The sequence below is a fragment of the Belnapia sp. genome, from assembly GCF_059504005.1.
Genome location: NZ_JCACHU010000179.1, coordinates 20,930 through 41,392 on the forward strand (window position 1 = coordinate 20,930; position 20,463 = coordinate 41,392).

Consider the following 20,463-nt stretch of genomic DNA (forward strand, 5'->3'; position numbering starts at 1 on the left):
CGTCGAACCCACTGCTACGGGTGGGGTTCCGCCGCCCCAGTCCCGCCGGGCCGCCGACGGGGAGAGCGAGCCCAAGCATCGCGGCTGCTGGGATCCGCGCTTCCGCCCATCGCAACCAAGCCGACGCGGCCGGCCCGCGCCAGCGGAAGCGCCCAACCCACTGGCCGAGGAGGCCTTGCCGCGCAATCCGGTCCGGCGAGATCGCAAGGCACGCTACCCGCCGCGCGCGCTTCCGGTCCCATGCGCGGATGGCTTCGGCCCTCGGCCTCCGCAGCCCGCGGCAGTCGTCCGATGCCGCGAGGCAGTGCCCGTCCCGTGAGCTCCGCCTGCAGCGAGGCACGCGCGCGCCAGACACGGCTCTTCACCGTGCTGACCGGGCAGCCGGTCGCTTCCGCCACCTCGTGGTAGGACATGCCCTGAAGCGCAACCAGGAACAGCGCCTCCGCAAGCTCGCGCAGTTGCAGCCGCCTCTCCTGCGCCCGGCCGGGACGGCAAGCTGGTCCTCACGCAAGCTGTCGACGCCACCGGCATGGCGCCAGCGGTGGCGCGCCAGGCCCATGACATGGTTCCGCTGGATGGTCGCAGTCCAGGCGGCGAAGTTCGTGCCCGGCTCGGAGGTGTCCCGCGCCGCCAGCGCCTTCGTCACGGTGTCCTGGAGCAGGTCCTCGGCCTTCGCTGCGGCCGCGGGCGAGCGCCAGGGCCTGGATGCGCAAGCGGGGCAATGCAGCGATGAGTTGGTCGTAGAACGGGTCGCGCATGCATGGTCCCTCGCCTCGGAGCCCGGTCATGCCGGGCGGAAGGGTGACCGCACCCGCGCTTCCGATACCCCGGAGGAGCACCGAGGGAGCCCGTGCATCTCCGCAGCGACGAGGGCGCGGACGGCATGGCCCGCCCCCGAAGGGGCCGGCGCATCCCCGCCGAAGCGCGATGCCCATCGGCGGGGCTCCAGGTGGCGAAACCCGCTCAGGGTTTGCGCCCATCCTGGCCGCAGATCCGGGCCGCGGACGCCTGCTCCGGCCCGGAGCCGAGCGTCGTGTGCACCTCCACCTCCGGTGACCACAGGCTGCCGCTGACATCGGCCGGTGCGAGGAGGCGCAGCACCGCCCCGTCGAGCGGCTGCGGCGTGAGGCGGAGCTGGATGGTCCCCTCGCCCAGCCGCGCCTCGCCCTCCGCGGTGATCGCAACGCTCGGCAGGACGGCGACCAGCCGCTCGGCACGGGCCACCCCCTGCTGCACCGGGATGTCGCCGATGGCGCAGACCAGCGGCGTCGCCTCGGGCTGCGCGCCGAAGACGAGGCCGAACGCCTCCCCCAGGCCGAGCGCCATGTGCCGCACGCGCGAGGGGGCGATCGTGCCGTCGTCGATCCGGAACCGGGCGTGGCCGTCCAGGCTGCCCGCGATGGCACCCCAGCTCGTCCCGCGGCCATGCAGGGTGGCGGAGGCTGTCGTCAGCGCGCCTTCGACCATCTGCGTGCCCACCGCCGCCAGCAGCGGCTCGAGGCGCAACCCCTTCGCCTCGACGTGCAGCGCGACGGAAGGCGGGCCCTCCGCGGCGTCGAGCACCGCATGGCCCGAGGCGGAGCCCGAGGCAAGCGCGAGGTGGAACGGATCGATCCGCAGCACCCGGTCGCTGAGCTCGACACCGGCCCGGAGCGAGCCGCCGTCGGCCAGCCCCTTGAGCTCGGCCAGGCGGAGCGACCCCTGCATGTCGGCCATGTCCAGCCAGCCTGTCGGGACATCGCCGCCTCCGGCCCCGGGCGGGGAAGCGCCGGCCGGGCCGAGCCAGCGGAAGTCGGCCAGGGCGGCCTGCGGAGCGTCGAGGTCGAAGGACAGGCGCGGCCTGGTCCGGGGGCCGAGGGCGAGGCTCGCCTTGCCTTCGATGCGGCTGCCGCCGAGCCGGGCCGAGATGTCGCGCAGCCGCAGCTCCCGCCCCACCCCCTTCACGCTCGCCGAGGCCTCGAAGGCCGGCGTCGGCGGGACCTGGAGCCCGCCCAGGGCCGCGAGCAGCGGCGACAGGTCCTCGCCATGGGCCTCGACCTGCATGTCGAGGCCATCGATCCCGGGCGGCACCGCAACCCGGCCGTCGGCCGACAGCCGGGCCGTCTCGGGACCCAGCGCCACCCGGACCGGTATGGGCTCGAGCCCCGCCTCGCCGGGTCGCCCGGCGAAGGGCCCGGCCTGCACCGAGAAGGGGATGGGTGCAGCAGCCCCAAGCGCGATCCGCCCTTCGGCGGCGATGCCATCCCGCGAGTCCTGCGGGCGCACCGAAAGCCCGGTGACATGGGCATCGACGGCCGCGGAAGCGCGATCGTCCAGGATCACCTCGCCCCCTTCGACGTGCAGCGCCCGCAGGGCCCTGAGCGCCCAGGAGGTGGCCCGATGCCCCTCCCCCGCCTCGGATCCGCCCCTGGTGGAGGAACCCCCGCCGGGGATGTTCCATTCCCCCTCGGCATTCCTGGCCAGCCGGAGCACGGGATCGCGGACCTCGATCGCCGCCGGCGCCAGGCGGAGCCGCAGCAGGTCGAGGAGGTCGAAGGTCACCGCGGCGCGTGCGGTACTCAGCATCGGTTGCCTCGCCGCCCAGGCAGCGTTGGCGACCGAAAGGTCGGTCGCGGCCAAGGTGGTCCGGCGTCCCCAGTCGATCGCCGCGCCACCGGCATGCACCTCGCGCCCGATCAGCGCGGGGCCGGCCCGCTCGATGGCCGCGTGCAGCAGGCGGGGACCGAAGGCGAGGGCCGCCGCTGCGGCCGCTCCGGCGATCGCCACGGCGACCAGCGCAACCCGGGCAGCCGTGCGGGCCGCGCTCATGGCCTTGCCGTCCCATCGGGGTGCCGAGGCCGGCCAGGCCCGAAACCGGGCATCGACGCGGCAGGCCCGGCCGCAAGCGCGGCCTTGGCTGGTCGGTGACCAGGCCACGCAGCATCCCGCCGGTGCCCGCGCTCCCAGCGAGGCTGGCAGGGATCGACGGAGTCGACGCCGGCGCTCGGCTCCCATATGGACATGCAACGGCTCCCGTGAATGGCGCAGCGAACGCACCGGACCCGGCGCCAGCCGCAGCGAGGCACCACGGCGGGCGGAGGCGGCATCCCGGCGCCTGGACCCTGGATCGCCCAGCCCCGCGCCGCGACCCCGTGACACCACCTAGGCAACCGGACAGCCGACAACGAGTTGCCGGGCCGATGCTCATCCCCAGCCACGCCACTCCCGGCCTTGCCCGCCTGGACGGCTTGCAGCGGCTGCGGGACCGCGACGCGTCGCCGGCCGCGTTCACGGGCGGGGCGGACGCCGGCCGCCGCCAGGCAAGCAACAGCAACGCCTCGTCGGATACCCGCAGCCCGAGCCGCACCCCCTCCGCCGACCCGGTTGTGGTGTCGCCCGAGCTTCAGGCGAGGGCCGATGGACGCCGGCGCGGTCCCGGGAGGCTCTCGGCCGGGAGCCGCATCGTCGCGTCCTGGCTCGCCTTGTCCGTGAATGCCCATCGCGGCCGGTGCAGCAACAGGCGCACAAGGGCAACGCGCTGCTGCCACCAAGGGGGAGACAAGGGTCCCACCGCTCCCCCTCCCGCAGCCGACGCAGGACGTGCGTCGGCCGCATGCAGGCCGAGCCGCTCTGCCGCCCGGGTGACACCCCCTCGCGCGCCAGGGCCTCGAAGCCGCCAGGACGCAGATCCAGCCGATGCCGACGGCGATCCAATTCGGTTGGCTCGACCGCTACCGCTGGTGCAGGCTTTGCCGGGCATGGGGAGGGAGGTGGCGATGTCGGGTCCGGGGGCCATCTGCGCCGTGGTGGGCTTCGGCGCCGGCATGGGGGCCGCGGTGGCGCAGCGCTTCCTCGCCGGCGGCTTCCGGATTGGTCTGCCTTTCCCGCGACCCCGCGCCATGCCGGCCCGGGCATCAGCCTCGCCGCGGCCGATGCCGGGGAGCCCGCGAGCCTCGCCGCGGCGCTGCCGGCGGACACCCAGGTGCTGGTCTACGACGCCTTCTGCATGACGCCCGCCAGCCTCGGCCCCTCCGCCCTGGCGCCGGCGGCGCTGGCGGCCAATTTCGCGGTCAAGGTGGCGGGGCGATGGCGGCCGTGCAGTCCGTCCTCCCCGGAATGCGGCGCGCGGGGCGGGGCAGCCTGCCGTTCACCGGCGGCGGCCTCGCTCGCCATCGGCAAGGCGGGGCTGCGCAGCCTGGCAGCCTCGCTTCATGCCGGGCTCGTGCCGCAGGGGATCCATGCCGCGACGGTCACCATCGCCGGCGCCGTCGCCCCCGGCACCGCCTTCGACCCCAACCGCATCGCCGAGGCCTACTGGGCCCTGCACCGGGACCCGCCCGGCGCCTTCCGCGCCGAGACGATCTACAAGGGATGAGCACCATGCCGAGCAATGCCGACATCGTCCGCCGCTTCGCCGAAGGCTTCCTGGGCCGGGCCGACTTCGCCGCAGCCGACGCCACCGCGCATCCGCGCATCCAGGGCATCACCGGCCTCAAGCCCATGGGGCCGATCGACGGGCTCGACGAGTACAAGTCGGTCATCGCCGCCTTCGTCGACGCATTCCCCGCCGAAGCGCCGCTCGAGATCGTCGACCAGTTCGAATCCGCCGACGGCACCCGCGTCGTCACCCGCTTCCACTCCCGCCAGCGCCATGCCAAGCCGTTCTTCGGCCTGCCCGCGACGGGCCGGGTCATCCTGCTCGACGAGACGCATGTCGCCCGGCTGCAGGGCGGGCTGATCGTCGAGAACATCGTCAGCGCCACCAACCTCGAATTCGAGATGCTGATGGCACCCGTCCTGGCCCCGATGATCCTGGCCTAGCGCCGGACGCCGCCGCGGCTCGCACGCTGCGGGATGTTGCATGTCCTGAGAATCCTGGCATTAAAGTGCAGCGAAGAAGGGCGCGGTCAACCGCGCCGGGCCGGGCTCCGTGAGCCCGGCGGCCGAGGCAGGATGGCGGTGTCCGGCCGGGCACAGGGACAGGGAAGCGATCCGATGAGCGACACCACGACCACGCCCATGCCGCGACGGGGCCTCGCCGGGCTCGCGGCGGGCGCCGTGCTGGCCGGCGCCCTGCGCAGCCCGGCCCTGGCGCAGGGCGCGCCCTTGCGGGTCGGGCTGATGCTGCCCTTCTCCGGCACCTTCGCCGCCCTCGGCGAGAACATCGCCGCGGCCGTCGAGCTGCACCTCGCCGAGCGCGGCGGGCGCATGGGCGGGCGGCCGGTGCAGCTCATCCGCCTCGACGACGAGAGCAACCCGGCGAATGCCGTGCAGAACGTGAACCGCCTGCTCGGCCGCGACCGGGCGGAGGTGTTGATCGGCACCGTGCATTCTGGCGTGGTCATGGCCCTGGTGCAGGCGAGCCGCGAGCGCGGCGTGCCCCTCATCATCCCCAATGCCGGGAACGCCTCGGCGACGCGGGAGCTCTGCTCGCCGACCGTCTTCCGCACCTCCTTCAGCAACTGGCAGCCGGCCTATGGCATGGGCCTCGCGCTCGGCAGGCAGGGCGTGAAGCGCGCCGCCTGGATCACCTGGGACTACGCCGCGGGCAACGAGGCGGGCGAGGGCTTCCGCGACGGGCTGAAGGCCGCGGGCGGCGAGGTGGTGCGCGAGCTCAAGCTCCCCTTCCCCGAGACCAATTTCCAGCCCCTGCTGGCGCAGGTCCCGGGCCTCGAGGTGCAGGCGGTCGGCAGCTTCTTCGCCGGCGGCGGCGCCGTGCAGTTCGTGCGCGAATACGCGGCCGCCGGGCTGAAGGACAAGGTGCCGCTCTGCGGCTCCGGCTTCCTGACGGAGGGCACCCTGCAGGCGCAGGGCCCGGCGGCGGAGGGCATGCGCACCGCGCTGCATTACGGCGACGGCCTCGACAACCCGAAGAACCGCAGCTTCCGCGCCGCCTTCAAGGAGAAGTCCGGGCGCGAGGCCGATGTCTACGCCGTGCAGGGCTACGACGCGGCGCAGCTCCTCGGCATCGGGATGGACGCGGCGAAGGGCGATGCGGCGGCGGAGAAGGAGTGGGTGCGGGCCATGCGCACGGCGCGCATCGACAGCCCGCGCGGCGCCTTCACCCTCTCGCCCGCCCACAACCCGGTGCAGAACATCTACCTGCGGGAGGCGCGCGGCGGGCTGAACCAGGTGATCGGCATCGCCGCCGAGGCGCTGGCCGATCCGGGCACCGGCTGCCGCCCGGCCTGACCGGGGCATGGCGCTGACCGGCCTGCTCGCGCAGGTCCTCAACGGGCTGCAATACGGCCTGCTGCTCTTCCTCATCAGCAGCGGCCTGACCCTGGTCTTCGGCGTCATGGGCGTGATCAACCTCGCCCATGGCAGCCTCTTCATGATCGGCGCCTACCTGGCCTATGTCGTGGCGGGCGCCACCGGCTCGCTCTGGCTGGCGCTCCCCGTCGCGCTGCTCGGCGGCGCGGCCTTCGGCGCGCTGCTCGAGCGCGGTCTGTTCCGCCGCTTCTACCAGCGGGAGCACCTGGACCAGGTGCTGCTGACCTTCGCGCTGATCCTGCTGTTCGAGGAGGCGCGCTCCATGCTCCTCGGCAACGACTTCCACAGCGTCCCCGTGCCCGCCGCGCTCGACTTCTCGGTCCCCGTCGCGGGCGATTTCTCCTACTCCGCCTACCGCCTCGCCGTGCTCGGCATCTGCGTCGCCGTCGCGGCGCTGATGTTCGCGGGGCTCGAGCGCACGCGGCTCGGCAGCGCGGTGCGGGCAGCGGCCGAGAAGCCGGAGATGGTGGAGCTGCTCGGCCTCGACGCGCGGCGGATCCACATGCTGGTCTTCGCGCTCGGCACGGCGCTGGCGATGCTGGCCGGCGCCTTGGCAGCGCCGTTGCAGTCGGTCTATCCGAACATGGGCGACGGCTTCCTCATCATCTCCTTCGTCGTCGTCGTGGTGGGCGGCGTCGGCTCGGTCGCCGGGGCCTTCTGGGGGGCGCTGGTCATCGGCCTCGTCGACACGCTCGGCAAGGCCTACCTGCCGGAGGTCGCAGGCCTCGCCGTCTACGTCCTGATGGCGTCGGTGCTGCTGGTGCGCCCCGCCGGCCTCTTCGCGCGGGGGGCCTGAGGCGATGGTCGTCGCCGGGCGCACCGGGCACCTGCTGCTGGCGGCGGCCGCCCTCGCGGTCGCGCTGCTGCCGCTCTGGGCCTCGAACTACCACCTCCAGCTCGCCTCGACGGCGCTGGTGGCGGCGATGTTCGCGCTCAGCCTGCAATTGCTGGTGGGGGCGGCCGGCATGGTCAGCCTCGGCCATGCCGCCTTCTTCGGCATCGGCGCCTATGCCATCCACCTGCTGCCGCCGGGCCTCTCCGTCCTGCTGACGCTGCCCACGGCAGCGTTGCTCGCCGGCCTCGCCGCGGCGCTGGTCGGCGCCCTGTCGCTGCGGACGCGCGGCTTCTTCTTCCTGATGACGACGCTCGCCTTCGGACAGATGCTGTTCTTCGTCTTCCACGACACGCCGCTCGGCGGCGGCAAGGACGGCGTCTTCCTCACCCGCCCGGCGCTCGAGCTCCTGGGCTGGGCGGTCGAGATCCCCCGCCGCGACCGCGCCATGGCGATGCTCTGGCTCAATCTCGGCCTGCTCCTCGCCGTCTATGCCGGGCTCGCCGCGCTGATGGGCACGCTCTTCGGCCGCACGCTGCTCGGCATCCGCGCCAACGAGGACCGGATGCGGGCGCTCGGCTACGACACCCGCCGGGTCAAGCTCGCCGCCTTCGTCCTCGCCGGCGCGCTGGCCGGGCTCGCAGGGCACATGCAGGCGATGACGGAGGCCTTCGCCAACCCTGAGATGCTCGCCTGGCACCACGGGGCGGAGGCGCTTTTGATGATCCTGCTCGGCGGCCTCGGCGCGCTGCACGGGCCGATCCTGGGCGCCTTCGCCTTCGTCGGCCTCGGCGAGGCGAGCAACCTGATCACCGAGCGCCAGCGCCTGGTGGAGGGGCTGGTGATCCTGGCCGTAGTCCTGGCCCTGCCGCGCGGCCTCGCCGGGATCGGCCTGCCGCGCCGGCCCCGCGCTCCCGCCGCGGCGCCAGCGGCGGAGCCCGCCCCGCCATGACGGCGCTGGAGGCCGAGGGGCTGACCCGCCGCTTCGGCGGGCTGGTGGCGGTGGAGGGCGTCTCCCTCGCGCTCGCCGTCGGGGAGCTGCATGCGGTGATCGGCCCGAACGGCGCGGGCAAGAGCACCCTGGTCAACATGCTGGCCGGGGAGCTGCGGCCGAGCGCCGGCCGCATCCATCTGGGCCCGGAGGACGTCACCGCCTGGCCTACATGGCGCCGCGCGCTGTCCGGCATCGGCCGCTCCTTCCAGCGGACCAACGTGATGCGGGAGATGACGGTGCTGGAGAATGCCCGCCTCGCCGCCCAGGCCGCGGACTTCCAGCCGCGCCACTGGCTGCGCGGCGCGAGGCGGGACCAGCCTTCGATGACCGGCGCGCACAAGGCGCTCAACCGGGTCGGGCTGCGGGACCAGGCGACGGCACTGGCCGGCACGCTCAGCCATGGGGAGCTGCGGCTGCTCGAGATCGCCATGGCGCTCGCCACCCGCCCGCGGGTGCTGCTGCTGGACGAGCCGCTGGCCGGCATGGGGCCGGAGGAAGGGGCGCGGGTCGCCGCCCTGCTGCGTGAGCTGGCGCGGGACCATGCCCTGCTGCTCATCGAGCACGACATGGACGTGGTCTTCGCCGTCGCCGACACCGTGACCGTCATGGTGGACGGGCGGGTGCTGGAGCGCGGCCCGCCCTCAGCCATCCGCGCCTCCGCCGCCGTGCGCGACGCCTATCTGGGGCATGGCTGATGCAGGCCCCAGCCGCTCCCGGCACGCCGATCCTCGAGGCCCGCGGGCTGCAGGCCGGCTACGGCGCCGGGCTGGTGCTGCGCGGCATCGACCTCGTCGTGCGGCCCGGGGAGGCGATCGGCCTCATGGGCCGCAACGGCATGGGCAAGACGACCCTGATCCGCACCCTGCTCGGCCAGCTTCCCGCCCGCGCCGGCGAGCTCCGGGTCGACGGCGCGCCGGTGACGGCCGAGCCGCCCTTCCGCCGCGCCCGGCGCGGCATCGCCGTGGTGCCGGAGGGCCGGGGCGTCTTCGGCAGCCTCTCCGTGCTCGAGAATCTCCGCCTCGCCGCCCGCCCTGCGGAGGACGGCACGACCCCCTGGCCGGAGGAGCGGGTGCTGGCCCTCTTCCCCCGGCTGCGGCAGCGGGCGGGGAACCGCGGCGACCAGCTCTCCGGCGGGGAGCAGCAGATGCTGGCGATCGGCCGGGCGCTGATGACCAGCCCGCGCCTGCTCATCCTTGACGAGGCGACGGAGGGCCTGGCCCCCATCGTCCGCGACGGCATCTGGTCGACGATCCGCACGGTGCGGGAGGCCGGGATCGCGACCATCGTGGTCGACCGGACGGTGGAGGCGGTGCTCTCCCTCGTGGACCGGGCGGAGATCCTGGTGAAGGGCAGCGTGGTGTTCAGCGGCGCGCCGGACGCGCTCCGCGCCGACCCGGCGCTGATGCACCGCCATCTTGGGGTCTGAAACTCCCTGAGCGCATGAGCCGGCCGATGGCAGCGGCGGCTCCCGCACCGGCCCGGCCTGCTTTCCGCCGGATGGAAAGATGGGTTCCGATCTTCCCGGATAAGCCAAGGGTCCGCGCCAGCCTAGGTTTCGGGCGACGGACGGGCCGCTCCCGCGGGCAACCGGCTTACGGAAGCCACTCCGCTCGTCGCCGGCGGCAATGCCGCTGCCGGACGCAGCATCAGGAGTACGAGCGATGCCCACCCTCCCGACACGCCTTGCCCTCGGCTTTGCGGCCGGCTTCCTGTCGCATCTGCTGTTCCAGGGCGCCTTCGGCAGCGCGCTCCACGCCGCGCATATCCTGCCCTCCCTGCCCTTCAGCCTCGCGCCCGTGCCGCCCTTCGGCGTGCCGCGCACCATCTCCCTCGGCACCTGGGCGGGAGTGTGGGCCCTGCTCTATGCGGTGATCGAGCCCCGCCTCACCGCCCGCCTCGGCCGCTGGCCGGGCGGCATCGCCTTCGGCGTCCTGCCGCTGCTCGGACATTGGTTCGTGGCCCTGCCGCTGAAGGGCCTCGGCATCGGCGGCGGCTTCCATGCCCGCATGGTGCCGATCGAGATCGGCTTCCACCTGGTCTTCGGCCTCGGCGTCGCCATCCTGTTCCAGGCCGGCCTGCGGCTCGCGCAGCGGCGGCGCCGGCAAGCCCTGGCGCAGCCGGCGCACGGTTGACCGAAGGCCCCATGCGGCGGCAGGCAGCTGCCCCGCCGCGCCGGACAGGGATCCCCGCCATGACAACCGTCACCATGCCTCCGCCCCCGGCGAGGCCGCTCTGGCCACGACTGCTGGCCACGGCCGCAACGGCCGTCGCGGTCGCCGCCATCCTCAAGGCCAGCGGGGCGCTCGACCTCCTCAGCTTCGCCGCCCTCGCCCGTCACCGCGAATGGCTGGCCGCGGAAGTCGCCGCCCTCGGCGTCGTCGCGCCGGTCCTGTTCATCCTGGCCTATGCCGCCTGCACGGCGCTCTCCCTGCCGACCGGCCTGTTCCTCTCGACGCTCGGCGGCTTTCTCTTCGGCACCTGGCTGGGCGGGCTCGGCATCCTGGTCGGGGCGACGCTCGGCGCGACCATCGTCTTCCTGGCCGCGCGCACCGTCCTCGGCGATGCGCTGCGCGCCCGCGCCGGGCCCTTCCTGCAACGGCTGGAGGCGGGCTTCCGCGAGGATGCGCTCAGCTACATGCTCGTGCTCCGGCTGGTGCCGCTCTTCCCGTTCTGGCTGGTCAACCTAGCGCCGGCCTTCCTCGGCGTGCGGCTCTCGACCTTCGTCATCGGCACCGCGGCCGGAATCATCCCGGGCGCCTTCGTCTTTGCGAGCCTCGGCACAGGCCTCGGCGCCATCCTGGAGAGTGGCGGCACGCCGGACGGCGCCGCCATCCTGCAGCCGCGCGTCCTCATCCCCATCGCCGGCCTCGCCGTGCTGGCGCTCGTCCCGGTCATCGCCAAGCGGCTCCGCCGCCGGCCGCTGCCGGCCGGGCGGTAGCCGCCCACGCGGCGTGATGCCCGACACAGCAATGCGCATCCTCGGCAGCCTGCGCGGCGCAGTCAGTGCGCCGTGCACCGCGCCGTCCGACACCGCTTCCGCCACCATCGACGGGCTCGCCGGCCACGTCACCGCCGCCATCGCGCCGCACCGCTCGACTGAACGCCTCGACGGCACGGCTTTCCGGTTTCCGGGAAACTGCTCCCCGTAGCCGGCTGGTTCCGCGGCACGGCGCGACGCCTCACCTTCCGCACACCAGACCCGAAGCGGGCCTGGAACACAGGAGCATCCCACCATGAGCAACCCGGAAAGGCTTATCTACACCGCGCGGACCCGCACCACCGGCGGCCGCGACGGCACCTCGCGCAGCGACGACGGCCGGCTGGAGGTCAGGCTGTCCACGCCGGGCACGCGCGGCGCCGGCACCAACCCAGAGCAGCTCTTCGCTGCCGCCTGGTCGGCCTGCTTCGAGGGCGCGATCGCGGTCGCCGCGCGCAGGCTGCATGTCGAGATCCCGGTCGAGCCGATTATCGACACCGAGGTCGACCTCAACCTCGCCGACGGCGAGTACTTCCTCCGTGCCCGCCTGAACGTCAGCATGCCGGACCTGCCGCGCGAGACGGCCCGTGCCGTGGTCGAGGCGGCGCACCAGGTCTGCCCCTATTCCAAGGCGACGCGCGGCAATGTCGACGTTGCCATCAACCTTGTCTGAACGGCAGCCGTCCCGGCGCGGCCGCCGCGCCGGGACGCCCATGGAGGCACGCATGACCAACTCCTTACCCGAATCCCGCCGCAACCTGCTGCTCGCCACCCTGGCCGGCACCGCGGCCGCCGGGCTGGCGGCACCGCGCCGCGGCGGCACCGCCGCCACGCCCGCGCCCGAATTCGCCGGCCTGGAGGGCTGGCTGAACACCGCGTCGCCGCTGACCCTCGCCGGCCTGCGCGGCAAGGTCGTGCTGGTCGACTTCTGGACCTATTCCTGCATCAACTGCCGCCGCACCGTGCCCTACCTCAACCGCTGGCAGGCCGAGTACGGCGCCGCCGGGCTGCAGGTCGTCGGCATCCACACGCCGGAATTCGGCTTCGAGCGCGCCCGCCCGAATGTCGAGGCCGCGATCCGCGAATTCGGCATCCGCTACCCGGTCGGCCAGGACAACGCATTCCGCACCTGGCGCGCCTGGAGCAACCGCGCCTGGCCGGCCTTCTACCTTCTGGACCGCGACGGCCGCATCGTCCTGCTGCGCGAGGGCGAGGGCCATGCGCAGGAGCTGGAAGGTGCCATCCGCGGGCTGCTCGGTCTGCCCGGCGCACCGGCCCATCGCGGCGACGACCCGGACCTCTCCGGCATCCGCTCGCCCGAGATCTATTTCGGCGCCCGGTATCCGACGCCGCAGGACCGGACGCAGTCGCCGAAGGGGGGCGAGGCGGCCTACGCCTTCGGCGCGACCGGGCCGCGGCTCGACCAGTACCAGCTCGACGGCACCTGGGCGCGGGGGGAGGAGGCGCTGGTCCTGCGCTCGGCAACGGGCGGGCTCCGCCTGCGCTTCTCGGCGGCCAAGCTGCATCTGGTCGCTGGCGCGCCGGGGCCGCAATCGCTCACCCTGCGCGTGGACGGCGGCGAGCCGCATGTAGTGCAGGTCGAGCGGCCGACGCTCTACACCTTGCTCGACGGCGAGGCCTATGGCGAGCATCTGCTCGAGCTCAGGACCGAGGGACCGGGCCTTGCGCTGTTCAGCGCAACCTTCGGCTAGCCCCCGCGCCGGGCCGCGATCCATGCGTCCGGCGACCAGACCTTGAATCGGGTTCCGACCAGGTGCCTCCACCTGATCGACGTCTGCTCTAGATCGCGTCGGCCTCCAGCGCCGCCTTCAGCCGTGGCCCCGCGAAGTCGAGGAAGGCCCGCACCTTCAGCGGCAAGGGGCCGCCGCCCACATAGATCAGGTGCACCGGCAGCGGCGGCGGCTCGTACTGCCGCAGCAGCGGCACGAGCTTGCCCGCCCTGACCGCCGGGGCAAGCTGGAAGGAGAACAGGCCGACGATGCCGGCGCCCGCGACCGCCGCATCCACCAGCGGCTCCGCCGCGTCGATGGACAGGCGCGGCCGCACCGGCACGGCCTCCGCCTCCGCCGACAGGTCCCAGGAGGTGATGCGCCGGAAGCCCGCGAAGTCCAGGCAGTCGTGCCGCGCCAGGTCGGCGGGCGCCTGGGGCGTGCCGCGCCGGGCGAGGTAGTCCGGGCTCGCCGCCAGCACCTTGCGCACCTCGCCGAGGCGCCGGGCGATGAGGGAGCTGTCGGCCAACGGGCCGAGCCGGATGGCGATGTCGACATGCTCCTGCAGCAGGTTGAGCGACCGGTCGCCGAGGCGCAGGTGCAGCACGATGTCCGGGTAGGCGCCGAGGAAGTCGGTTGCGATCGGCGTCAGGTAGCGGCGGCCGACCACGGTGCTGGCGGTCACGGTCAGCTCGCCCTGCGGCGCGCGGTATTCGCCCGAGGCAGCGCGCTCGGCCTCCTGCACGCGTTCCAGGATGTCGCGGCAGGCAGCGGCATAGACCTCGCCGGCATCGGTGAGGCTGACATTGCGCGTCGTCCGGGTCAGCAGCCGCGTGCCGAGATGCGTCTCCAGCTCCGAGATGTGGCGGCTGACCGTCGCGATCGGCGTCCGCAGCTCGCGCGATGCGGCGGAGAGGCTGCCGGCGCGGACGACGGCGAGCAGGGTCGCCATGGCCTCGATGCGGTCCATGCGGTCGCTTTCCAAATCCCGGAAGGGTCCTGACCGATCCTAGCAGGTTCCCCGCGATGCGGGGATGCACGACTTTCCAGCCATCCGAAGGAGGAGACCCCGACATGAGCACCACGGGAAGCTTGGGCACCGCCCTCGTCACCGGCGCGTCCGCCGGCATCGGCGCCCTCTATGCCGACCGCCTGGCCCGACGGGGCCACGACCTGGTCCTCGTCGCGCGCGACCGCGCAAGGCTGGACCGGCTGGCGCAGCGCCTCGCCGCCGAGACCGGGCGCCGCGTGCAGGTCCTCGCCGCCGACCTCGCCGACCCGGCCGGCACCGCGGCGGTCGAGCAGGCGCTGCGGCAGGATCCGTCCCTGGCCATGCTGGTCAACAACGCCGGCATCGGCGCCACCGCGCCGCTGCTCGCCGCCGATGCCGATCAGATGAGCCGCATGATCGCGCTGAACACGAATGCGCTGATGCGGCTGACCCATGCCGCGGTGCCGGGCTTCGTCGCCCGCGGGCGCGGCACGGTCGTCAACATCGCCTCCGCGGTCGCGGTCGCGCCCGAGCTGCTGAACGGCGTCTATGGCGGCACCAAGGCCTTCGTCCTCGCCTTCAGCCAGTCGCTGCGGCAGGAGCTGGCCGGGACGGGCGTCAGGGTGCAGGTGGTGCTGCCCGGCGCGACCGCGACCGAGTTCTGGAGCGCCGCCGGCACCCCGCTCGAGCACCTGCCGCCCGGGATGGTGATGCGCGCCGAGGACATGGTGGATGCCGCGCTCGCCGGCCTGGACGCGGGCGAGTTCGCCACGGTGCCCGCGCTGCCCGAGCTCGCGGATTGGGATGCCTTCGAGGCCGCGCGGCTCGCGCTGCGCCCCGGCCTGTCCCTGGCGGTGCCGGCCGCCCGCTACGGCCTGGCCGGCTGACCGACACCACCTGACCGAGGAGGCCGGAGATGAGCCACCATCCCACCACCCTTCCGATCGAGAGGGACATCCCCGCCAGCAGCCCTACCGAGGCGGCTCTGCCCCGGCCTCCCCGCCGGGGCCTGCGCCGCCTTCTGCTCGCCGGCGCCGCCCTGCTGGGGCTTGCGGCCGCCGGCGACTACGGCTGGCAGTACTGGACCCTCGGCCGCTTCCAGGTCTCGACCAACGACGCCTATGTCAAGGCGGACAGCACGACGGTCGCGCCCAAGGTCTCGGGCTACCTCGTCGCCGTGCCGGTCGGCGACAATGAGCAGGTGGAGGCCGGCCAGGTGCTCGCCCGCATCGACGACCGCGACTTCCGCACCGCCCTGGCCCAGGCCCGGGCCGGGACCGCCGCGGCGGAAGCCAGCATCGCCACGCGGCGGGCCGCGCTGGAGGCGCAGCAGGCGGCGATCGAGCAGGCGCGCGCCACCGTCGACCTCGGCACGGCGAACGAGACCTTCGCGCAGCAGGATGCGCGGCGCTACGCGACCCTCGCCGCCTCGGGCTTCGGCAGCGTGCAGAATGCGCAGCAATCGGCGGCGCGCATCGCCGCGGCGCATGCCGCAGTGGCGCGCGACGGCGCGGCGCTGACCAGCGCAACCCGCCAGCTCGGCGTGCTGGCGGCCGAGCTGGCGCAGGCCGAGGCGGCGCTGGCCCATGCCCGGGCGACCGAGGAGCAGGCCGCGCTCAACCTCTCCTATACCACCGTCACCGCGGCGATCGGCGGCGTCGTCGGCAACCGCACGCTGCGGGTCGGCCAGTACGTGCAGGCGGGCACGCAGCTCATGGCCGTGGTGCCCACCGAGGCGGCCTATGTCGTCGCCAACTACAAGGAGACGCAGCTGACGACGGTGCAGGCCGGCCAGCCGGCGGAGATCCGCATCGACACCTATCCCGGCCGGGTCTTCCACGGCCATGTCGACAGCCTCGCGCCCGCGAGCGGCCAGGAATTCGCGCTGCTGCCGCCCGACAACGCCACCGGCAACTTCACCAAGGTGGTCCAGCGGATCCCCGTCCGGATCGTCCTCGATGCCGCCGACCGGTCCACCGTGGTGCTGCGCCCGGGGATGTCCGTGGTCCCGACCATCGACACCCGGGCCGCGCCCGACCGGCACGGCTAGCGCAGGCCGCCTGCGGGACGGCGCCGTCCGGAGGCGTGAGTCCGCCGGAGCCGACAAGACCAGGGAGCATGCCCGGCGAACCCGCAATGCTCCAGCGCCAGGCCTCTTCGAGACGGGAGCCAAGCCATGTCCACCGCCAATGCCGATGCCGCGCCCGACAAGGCAAGCCTGGCCGCCTGGATCGCCGTCCTCGCCGGCATGATCGGCGCCTTCATGGCCATCTTGAACATCCAGATCACCAACGCCTCGCTGCTCGACATCGAGGGCGGCATCGGCACCGGCGTCGACAACGGCGCCTGGATCTCGACCTCCTACCTCATCGGCGAGATCGTAGTGATCCCGCTGACGGAGTTCCTCAGCCGGGTCTTCGGCTTCCGCCGCTACATGCTGGTCAACGCGATCCTCTTCCCCATCTTCTCGATGGGCTGCGCCTTCACCCACGACCTCGGCTCGATGATCGCCATGCGCGGCCTGCAGGGCTTCGCCGGCGGCATCCTGATCCCCATGGCCTTCACCATGGTGCTGACGAAGCTGCCGAAGCGGCAGCAGCCGATCGGCCTCGCCTGCTTCGCGCTGGCGGTCACCTTCGCGCCCGCCATCGGCCCCACCATCGGCGGCTACCTGACGGAGAATTACGGCTGGCAGACCATCTTCTTCGTCAACACGCCGCCGAGCATCCTGATGGTCGCCGCCCTCGCCCTGACGCTGGAGCGCAGCCCGATGCGGCTCTCCCTGCTGCGGGAGGGCGACTGGGCCGGCATCGCCACTATGGCCATCGGCCTCTCGGCGCTGCAGACGGTGCTCGAGGAAGGCAACAAGGACGACTGGTTCGCCTCCCCCTTCATCCTGCAGCTCTCGGTCCTTGCCGCGGCCTCCCTCCTCGCCTTCGTAGTGATCGAGCTGCGCTCGGCCAAGCCGCTGGTCAACCTGCGGCTGCTGGGGCGCCGCAACTTCGGCGTCGGCGTGCTGATCAACGTGCTGGTCGGCTTCGCCCTGTTCGGCACGGTCTATCTCCTGCCGCAGTATCTCGGCCAGGTGCAGCGCTACAATGCCGAGCAGATCGGCAAGGTGCTCGCCTGGACGGGCCTGCCGCAGCTGCTGCTGATCCCGCTGGTGCCGCTGCTGATGAAGCGCTTCGACCCCCGCCACATCGCCTTCGTCGGCATCGCCATCTTCGCCGCCAGCTGCTTCATGAACACCACCCTGTCGCCGGACAGCGCGGGCGACCAGTTCCTGCTGCCGAACATCGTACGGGCGATCGGCCAGGCGCTGGTGCTGACGCCGGTCACCGCCATCACGACGGGCGGCATCGCCCCCGCCGAGGCCGCGGCCGCCTCCGGCCTCTCGAACATGCTGCGCAACCTGGGCGGCGCCATCGGCACGGCGGTGCTGGCGACCGTGCTGACGAAGCGGGAGCAGTTCCACTCCAACATCATCGGCCAGTCCGTCACCCTGTACCGCGAGCAGGTGCGCGACAGGATCGAGGCGCTCAGCGGGTACTTCATGGCGCATGGCGTGGCCGACCCGGCGCTGGCGCAGCACAAGGCCGCCGCCGTCCTGGGCGCGGCCGTGCGGCGGCAGGCGCTGATCCTCGGCTTCAGCGACACCTTCGCGGTGATCGGGACGGCCCTGGCCCTTGCCGCCCTGGCGGTGCTGCTGGCCCGCAGGTCGGCCTCCGGCGGCGGCGCCGGCGCGCATTGAGGGCCGCCCGTGGCGTCCCGCTGCGGGACGGAGGCGACGGCTTGCCGGTCCCGCAAAACCGGCCAGGCAGGGCCCCGCCTCGGCCTATCCCCGCCCCACGACCGGCAGCAGCGCCCCCGTGATGCCGCTCGCGCCATCCGAGAGCAGGAAGGCGATGGCCTCGGCCACCTCCGCGGGCCGGACCCAGGCGGCAGGGTCGGCATCGGGCATGGCGGCGCGGTTCTGCGGCGTGTCGATCGTGCCGGGCAGCACGGCGTTCACGCGGATGCCCGTGGCCTTCAGCTCCTCGGCCAGGCTTTCGGTCAGGCGCAGGACGCCGCCCTTGGCCGCCGCATAGGCCGCAAGCTCCGCCGGCGCCCTGAGCGCCGCCATGGCGCCGATCGCGACCAGGCTGCCGCGCCCGGCCGCGCGCATCGCGGCCGTCGCCGCGCGGTAGAGGTTCACGGTCGTCACAAGGTTGAGCCGGAACATCTGCTCCCACAGCGCGGGCGCGGCCTCGCCGACCGGCGCCGCGGCGAAGCCGCCCACGGTATGCGCCACCATGTCGAGGCGGCCGTAGCGCGACAGCACCTGCGCCACCGCCGCCTCGCAGCCTGCCGGGTCGAACAGGTCGATCCCGGCGACGACGAGATGCCGCGACGGATCGGGCAAGGCTTCCACCACGGCCTGCAGCGGCGCCGCGCTGCGGTCGAGGGCGGCCACCTGGACGCCGCGCACGGCGAGCAGCCCGGCCAGGGCGCGTCCGACATTGCCTGCTGCGCCGGTCACCAGCGCGACCTGCTGCGGGTCAGCCATGGGGTTCGTCTCCGTCCTGATGGGGTGGGGCAAGGCGGGCCAGGTACCGCTCCGCCGCGCCGAGGGCCAGGAAGACGAGGCCGAGCGGCGGGAGGAGGCCGAGCGGCCCGAGCGGCAGGCGCTCGGACAGCCACAGCCCCAGCCACCAGGCCAGGCCGCCCAGGGCCAGGGCGAGCAGCGTCGCCGCCGCGGCGCGGCCCGTCACCGGCGGTCCCCGGCGGCATCGGCGAGGAAGACCAGCATGCCGCCCTGGCGCTCCACCGCGCCCTCCAGCGTCGTGCGCAGCCCGATGCGGTCGCGCAGCGCCGGCGCCATCCGCGTGCCGTCGGCCGCGCCGAGCAGGAGGAAGGCGCTGCCCGCGACCGGCGCCGTGGAGACGAAGAGCGCCGGCAGCTCGCCATCGAGGCACAGCGTGGCGCAGGCGCGGTGCGCGAGGCCGGTGCCCGGCACCATGCCGCCCGCGGCGCATTTGCTGTCACAAATCTCCCCGGTGATGCGCCAGCGGCCGAGCCGCTCGACCGGCGGTGGCGCCGCCGGCCCGCCCTCCGGCCGCGGCGGGCCGGCGAGCACGAGCATGGCGATGTCGCCGCGGCTCAGCACGAAGCCCTCGGCGGTGACGCGGCGGCCCGCCAGCGCCGGGTCGACCATGGCGCCGCGCTTGCCGTCCTCGGCCAGCAGCACGCTGCGGCCATCCGCCAGGTGCAGCAGCGGATAGGGCTGCAGGGTGATCACCCCCTCCAGCGCCGCATCGCCCAGCGGCGGCGGCGCCGCGGCACCGGGGACCAGGGCGAAGCTGCGCCCCGCCGGATCGTCCGCGGCGGCGCCCAGCGCCAGCGCCAGCAGCCCCGCGCCGGCCAGCACCGCCAGCGCCGCCCCGGCGAGGAAGCGACCGAGCCGCGGCCCGGTCCGCCGGCGCCAGCCGATGAAGAACTCCTCCGCGCCGCTCATGCGGGCCCCACCCGCAGGGGCTCCACCCGCGTGCCCGGCGGGTTGGGCCGCGGGTCGAGCAGCACCTGCCCGCCCTCCAGGCTGAGCCGGTAGGTGGCGAGCTTCTCGGTGAAGGGCGGCGGGGCGCGGCCATCCTCGAGCCGGTACTGGAAGCCGTGCCAGGGGCAGGTGATGCAGCCATCGACCACCCTGCCCTCCCCCAGCGGCCCGTTCTGGTGGGCGCAGAGATTGGTGACGGCGGACAGCCGCCCCTCATGGCGGAAGATCGCCACCGGCTCGCCCTCCGGCGGGCGCACCACGATGGCGCAGCCCTCCGCGATGGCCTCGGGCGGCCCGGCCACCACCCAGGGCGCCTCCGCGGCCGGCGCCGCGATCCGCCGGTCCGCCGCGCGCGCCCGCAGCCCGGCGGCCAGGTGCAGCGCCACCAAGATGCCGCAGCAGAGCAGGACGAGGATGGCCAGCGCCGGGTTGGTCGCCGCCTGGAGATAGCCCAGCCCGACATGCGCGACCGCGCTGGCATAGGCCAGGTAGATCGCCATGTGCAGCGCCTTCCAGACCGGCGGCGTCAGGAAGGCGAGCCAGAAGTCGTGGCTGGTCGCGGCCAGCAGCACCAGGATGAGCAGGGCCGCGATGCCGAAGGGCAGGAAGGGCAGGCCGGGCACCTGCCCGAGGCCCGGCTCGGTCGAGAACAGCGCGGCGAGCGGCGGCGTCGGGCTGAAGGCGAAGTGCCAGTCCAGCACGGACAGGGCGTGCGAGAGGGCGACGGCGCAGGTGAGCACGCCGAGATGCCGGCGGTTGTAGAGCAGCGGCAGGAACCTTCGGTCGAGCCGCGCCAGCGGCCCGATCGCCAGGGCGAGGGTCAGCAGCAGGAAGGCGCAGCTGCCCTGCGCCTTGATCAGCAGGCTCGCCCCGTCGAGCGGCCGCGCCGGATCCTGCAGCAGCGGCCCGAGCCCGGCATAGGCCAGCAGGTAGCCGCCGGTCGCCAGCAGCAGCACGGCGTCGTAGACCATCTTGGCCGGCGTCCAGCCGACCGGGACGTAGCGCGCGCTCATGGCGGCGCTATGCGCTGCGGCGGGTCCGCTGGACCGCCGGCCAGGCGAAGTGCCAGCGCGCCCAGCAGGATGGCCGGCAGCAGCACCGCCATGCCGAGCCAGATGCGCAGGTGCAGGCTGCGATGGCGAAGCCGCATCGCG

General features: G+C 73.8%; 24 protein-coding genes. 15 read left to right on the top strand and 9 right to left on the bottom strand.

All coding sequences use genetic code 11. The annotated features are described in order from the left end of the window. Positions 1-14: 14 nt before the first annotated feature. The 3 genes from AC5JJ1_RS28150 to AC5JJ1_RS28160 form a co-directional block, all read right to left on the bottom strand. Positions 15-464, bottom strand: a complete 450-nt coding sequence (locus AC5JJ1_RS28150) for a sigma factor-like helix-turn-helix DNA-binding protein (RefSeq protein ID WP_495788464.1) — start codon at positions 462-464, stop codon at positions 15-17. Further along, entirely contained in the window at positions 362-646 is a 285-nt protein-coding gene (locus tag AC5JJ1_RS28155; protein WP_495788430.1) for a hypothetical protein, read from the bottom strand. Before AC5JJ1_RS28155 ends, AC5JJ1_RS28150 begins: the two co-directional genes overlap by 103 nt. A 317-nt stretch (positions 647-963) precedes the next feature. Continuing rightward, positions 964-2,808 (bottom strand): AsmA family protein, encoded by a 1,845-nt coding sequence (locus tag AC5JJ1_RS28160; RefSeq protein WP_495788431.1) that lies wholly within the window; start codon positions 2,806-2,808, stop codon positions 964-966. A 1,153-nt stretch (positions 2,809-3,961) separates the two neighbouring features. Here AC5JJ1_RS28160 and AC5JJ1_RS28165 point away from each other — a divergent pair. From AC5JJ1_RS28165 to AC5JJ1_RS28220, 12 genes are all read left to right on the top strand, one after another. Beyond that, positions 3,962-4,354 carry a hypothetical protein gene (locus AC5JJ1_RS28165; protein WP_495788432.1) on the top strand — a complete coding sequence of 131 codons (393 nt, stop codon included), beginning with the start codon at positions 3,962-3,964 and terminating at the stop codon, positions 4,352-4,354. Next, positions 4,351-4,800 carry an ester cyclase gene (locus AC5JJ1_RS28170; protein WP_495788433.1) on the top strand — a complete coding sequence of 150 codons (450 nt, stop codon included), beginning with the start codon at positions 4,351-4,353 and terminating at the stop codon, positions 4,798-4,800. The genes AC5JJ1_RS28165 and AC5JJ1_RS28170 overlap by 4 nt, the downstream gene beginning before the upstream one ends. A gap of 174 nt (positions 4,801-4,974) precedes the next feature. Continuing rightward, entirely contained in the window at positions 4,975-6,171 is a 1,197-nt protein-coding gene (locus AC5JJ1_RS28175; protein WP_495788434.1) for an ABC transporter substrate-binding protein, read from the top strand. 7 nt (positions 6,172-6,178) lie between these two features. Beyond that, entirely contained in the window at positions 6,179-7,048 is an 870-nt protein-coding gene (locus AC5JJ1_RS28180) for a branched-chain amino acid ABC transporter permease (protein WP_495788435.1), read from the top strand. 4 nt (positions 7,049-7,052) lie between these two features. After that, on the top strand, positions 7,053-8,036 hold the full coding sequence (locus AC5JJ1_RS28185; protein ID WP_495788436.1) for a branched-chain amino acid ABC transporter permease: 984 nt from the start codon (positions 7,053-7,055) through the stop codon (positions 8,034-8,036). Further along, a complete protein-coding gene (locus tag AC5JJ1_RS28190) occupies positions 8,033-8,773 on the top strand; it encodes an ABC transporter ATP-binding protein (protein ID WP_495788437.1) in 741 nt (246 codons plus the stop codon). Before AC5JJ1_RS28185 ends, AC5JJ1_RS28190 begins: the two co-directional genes overlap by 4 nt. Beyond that, positions 8,773-9,504, top strand: a complete 732-nt coding sequence (locus AC5JJ1_RS28195; RefSeq protein WP_495788438.1) for an ABC transporter ATP-binding protein — start codon at positions 8,773-8,775, stop codon at positions 9,502-9,504. Before AC5JJ1_RS28190 ends, AC5JJ1_RS28195 begins: the two co-directional genes overlap by 1 nt. 235 nt (positions 9,505-9,739) lie before the next feature. Further along, complete coding sequence (locus AC5JJ1_RS28200) at positions 9,740-10,210, top strand: hypothetical protein (protein WP_495788439.1); 471 nt, start codon at positions 9,740-9,742, stop codon at positions 10,208-10,210. A gap of 59 nt (positions 10,211-10,269) precedes the next feature. Further along, a complete protein-coding gene (locus tag AC5JJ1_RS28205; RefSeq protein ID WP_495788440.1) occupies positions 10,270-11,016 on the top strand; it encodes a TVP38/TMEM64 family protein in 747 nt (248 codons plus the stop codon). Between the two features lie 31 nt (positions 11,017-11,047). Continuing rightward, on the top strand, positions 11,048-11,227 hold the full coding sequence (locus AC5JJ1_RS28210; protein WP_495788441.1) for a hypothetical protein: 180 nt from the start codon (positions 11,048-11,050) through the stop codon (positions 11,225-11,227). An 84-nt stretch (positions 11,228-11,311) separates the two neighbouring features. Continuing rightward, positions 11,312-11,728, top strand: coding sequence for an organic hydroperoxide resistance protein (locus AC5JJ1_RS28215; protein WP_495788442.1), 417 nt, complete (start codon positions 11,312-11,314; stop codon positions 11,726-11,728). Positions 11,729-11,780: 52 nt separating this feature from the next. After that, positions 11,781-12,767, top strand: a complete 987-nt coding sequence (locus tag AC5JJ1_RS28220) for a redoxin domain-containing protein (RefSeq protein ID WP_495788443.1) — start codon at positions 11,781-11,783, stop codon at positions 12,765-12,767. A gap of 88 nt (positions 12,768-12,855) precedes the next feature. Here the strand turns inward: AC5JJ1_RS28220 and AC5JJ1_RS28225 are convergent, their stop codons facing one another. Then, on the bottom strand, positions 12,856-13,755 hold the full coding sequence (locus AC5JJ1_RS28225; RefSeq protein ID WP_495788444.1) for a LysR family transcriptional regulator: 900 nt from the start codon (positions 13,753-13,755) through the stop codon (positions 12,856-12,858). Between the two features lie 104 nt (positions 13,756-13,859). Between AC5JJ1_RS28225 and AC5JJ1_RS28230 the strand changes: the two genes are divergently transcribed. The 3 genes from AC5JJ1_RS28230 (at position 13,860) to AC5JJ1_RS28240 (ending at position 17,527) form a co-directional block, all read left to right on the top strand. After that, positions 13,860-14,663, top strand: coding sequence for an SDR family NAD(P)-dependent oxidoreductase (locus tag AC5JJ1_RS28230; protein WP_495788445.1), 804 nt, complete (start codon positions 13,860-13,862; stop codon positions 14,661-14,663). Positions 14,664-14,692: 29 nt separating this feature from the next. Beyond that, the gene (locus tag AC5JJ1_RS28235) at positions 14,693-15,826 is read left to right on the top strand and encodes an HlyD family secretion protein (protein WP_495788446.1); all 1,134 of its coding nucleotides are present in this window, start codon (positions 14,693-14,695) and stop codon (positions 15,824-15,826) included. Between the two features lie 126 nt (positions 15,827-15,952). Continuing rightward, complete coding sequence (locus AC5JJ1_RS28240) at positions 15,953-17,527, top strand: DHA2 family efflux MFS transporter permease subunit (RefSeq protein ID WP_495788447.1); 1,575 nt, start codon at positions 15,953-15,955, stop codon at positions 17,525-17,527. Positions 17,528-17,611: 84 nt separating this feature from the next. Here the strand turns inward: AC5JJ1_RS28240 and AC5JJ1_RS28245 are convergent, their stop codons facing one another. The 5 genes from AC5JJ1_RS28245 to AC5JJ1_RS28265 are packed head-to-tail and all read right to left on the bottom strand — an operon-like array spanning position 17,612 to position 20,459. After that, positions 17,612-18,322, bottom strand: a complete 711-nt coding sequence (locus AC5JJ1_RS28245) for an SDR family NAD(P)-dependent oxidoreductase (protein WP_495788448.1) — start codon at positions 18,320-18,322, stop codon at positions 17,612-17,614. After that, the gene (locus AC5JJ1_RS28250; protein ID WP_495788449.1) at positions 18,315-18,527 is read right to left on the bottom strand and encodes a hypothetical protein; all 213 of its coding nucleotides are present in this window, start codon (positions 18,525-18,527) and stop codon (positions 18,315-18,317) included. Before AC5JJ1_RS28250 ends, AC5JJ1_RS28245 begins: the two co-directional genes overlap by 8 nt. Next, complete coding sequence (locus tag AC5JJ1_RS28255; protein ID WP_495788450.1) at positions 18,524-19,270, bottom strand: hypothetical protein; 747 nt, start codon at positions 19,268-19,270, stop codon at positions 18,524-18,526. Before AC5JJ1_RS28255 ends, AC5JJ1_RS28250 begins: the two co-directional genes overlap by 4 nt. Next, positions 19,267-20,322 (bottom strand): Rieske 2Fe-2S domain-containing protein, encoded by a 1,056-nt coding sequence (locus AC5JJ1_RS28260; RefSeq protein ID WP_495788451.1) that lies wholly within the window; start codon positions 20,320-20,322, stop codon positions 19,267-19,269. Before AC5JJ1_RS28260 ends, AC5JJ1_RS28255 begins: the two co-directional genes overlap by 4 nt. Beyond that, complete coding sequence (locus tag AC5JJ1_RS28265; RefSeq protein WP_495788452.1) at positions 20,319-20,459, bottom strand: hypothetical protein; 141 nt, start codon at positions 20,457-20,459, stop codon at positions 20,319-20,321. The genes AC5JJ1_RS28260 and AC5JJ1_RS28265 overlap by 4 nt, the downstream gene beginning before the upstream one ends. Between the last annotated feature and the right edge of the window lie 4 nt (positions 20,460-20,463).

What these genes read in the sequence shown, in the direction of transcription:
- AC5JJ1_RS28160 (WP_495788431.1), bottom strand. Translation starts at nt 2,808, where the DNA reads ATGAGCGCGGCCCGCACGGCTGCCCGGGTTGCGCTGGTCGCCGTGGCG.
- AC5JJ1_RS28170 (WP_495788433.1), top strand. Translation starts at nt 4,351, where the DNA reads ATGAGCACCATGCCGAGCAATGCCGACATCGTCCGCCGCTTCGCCGAA.
- AC5JJ1_RS28175 (WP_495788434.1), top strand. Translation starts at nt 4,975, where the DNA reads ATGAGCGACACCACGACCACGCCCATGCCGCGACGGGGCCTCGCCGGG.
- AC5JJ1_RS28180 (WP_495788435.1), top strand. Translation starts at nt 6,179, where the DNA reads ATGGCGCTGACCGGCCTGCTCGCGCAGGTCCTCAACGGGCTGCAATAC.
- AC5JJ1_RS28185 (WP_495788436.1), top strand. Translation starts at nt 7,053, where the DNA reads ATGGTCGTCGCCGGGCGCACCGGGCACCTGCTGCTGGCGGCGGCCGCC.
- AC5JJ1_RS28190 (WP_495788437.1), top strand. Translation starts at nt 8,033, where the DNA reads ATGACGGCGCTGGAGGCCGAGGGGCTGACCCGCCGCTTCGGCGGGCTG.
- AC5JJ1_RS28195 (WP_495788438.1), top strand. Translation starts at nt 8,773, where the DNA reads ATGCAGGCCCCAGCCGCTCCCGGCACGCCGATCCTCGAGGCCCGCGGG.
- AC5JJ1_RS28200 (WP_495788439.1), top strand. Translation starts at nt 9,740, where the DNA reads ATGCCCACCCTCCCGACACGCCTTGCCCTCGGCTTTGCGGCCGGCTTC.
- AC5JJ1_RS28205 (WP_495788440.1), top strand. Translation starts at nt 10,270, where the DNA reads ATGACAACCGTCACCATGCCTCCGCCCCCGGCGAGGCCGCTCTGGCCA.
- AC5JJ1_RS28210 (WP_495788441.1), top strand. Translation starts at nt 11,048, where the DNA reads ATGCGCATCCTCGGCAGCCTGCGCGGCGCAGTCAGTGCGCCGTGCACC.
- AC5JJ1_RS28215 (WP_495788442.1), top strand. Translation starts at nt 11,312, where the DNA reads ATGAGCAACCCGGAAAGGCTTATCTACACCGCGCGGACCCGCACCACC.
- AC5JJ1_RS28220 (WP_495788443.1), top strand. Translation starts at nt 11,781, where the DNA reads ATGACCAACTCCTTACCCGAATCCCGCCGCAACCTGCTGCTCGCCACC.
- AC5JJ1_RS28225 (WP_495788444.1), bottom strand. Translation starts at nt 13,755, where the DNA reads ATGGACCGCATCGAGGCCATGGCGACCCTGCTCGCCGTCGTCCGCGCC.
- AC5JJ1_RS28230 (WP_495788445.1), top strand. Translation starts at nt 13,860, where the DNA reads ATGAGCACCACGGGAAGCTTGGGCACCGCCCTCGTCACCGGCGCGTCC.
- AC5JJ1_RS28235 (WP_495788446.1), top strand. Translation starts at nt 14,693, where the DNA reads ATGAGCCACCATCCCACCACCCTTCCGATCGAGAGGGACATCCCCGCC.
- AC5JJ1_RS28240 (WP_495788447.1), top strand. Translation starts at nt 15,953, where the DNA reads ATGTCCACCGCCAATGCCGATGCCGCGCCCGACAAGGCAAGCCTGGCC.
- AC5JJ1_RS28245 (WP_495788448.1), bottom strand. Translation starts at nt 18,322, where the DNA reads ATGGCTGACCCGCAGCAGGTCGCGCTGGTGACCGGCGCAGCAGGCAAT.
- AC5JJ1_RS28255 (WP_495788450.1), bottom strand. Translation starts at nt 19,270, where the DNA reads ATGAGCGGCGCGGAGGAGTTCTTCATCGGCTGGCGCCGGCGGACCGGG.
- AC5JJ1_RS28260 (WP_495788451.1), bottom strand. Translation starts at nt 20,322, where the DNA reads ATGAGCGCGCGCTACGTCCCGGTCGGCTGGACGCCGGCCAAGATGGTC.
- AC5JJ1_RS28265 (WP_495788452.1), bottom strand. Translation starts at nt 20,459, where the DNA reads ATGCGGCTTCGCCATCGCAGCCTGCACCTGCGCATCTGGCTCGGCATG.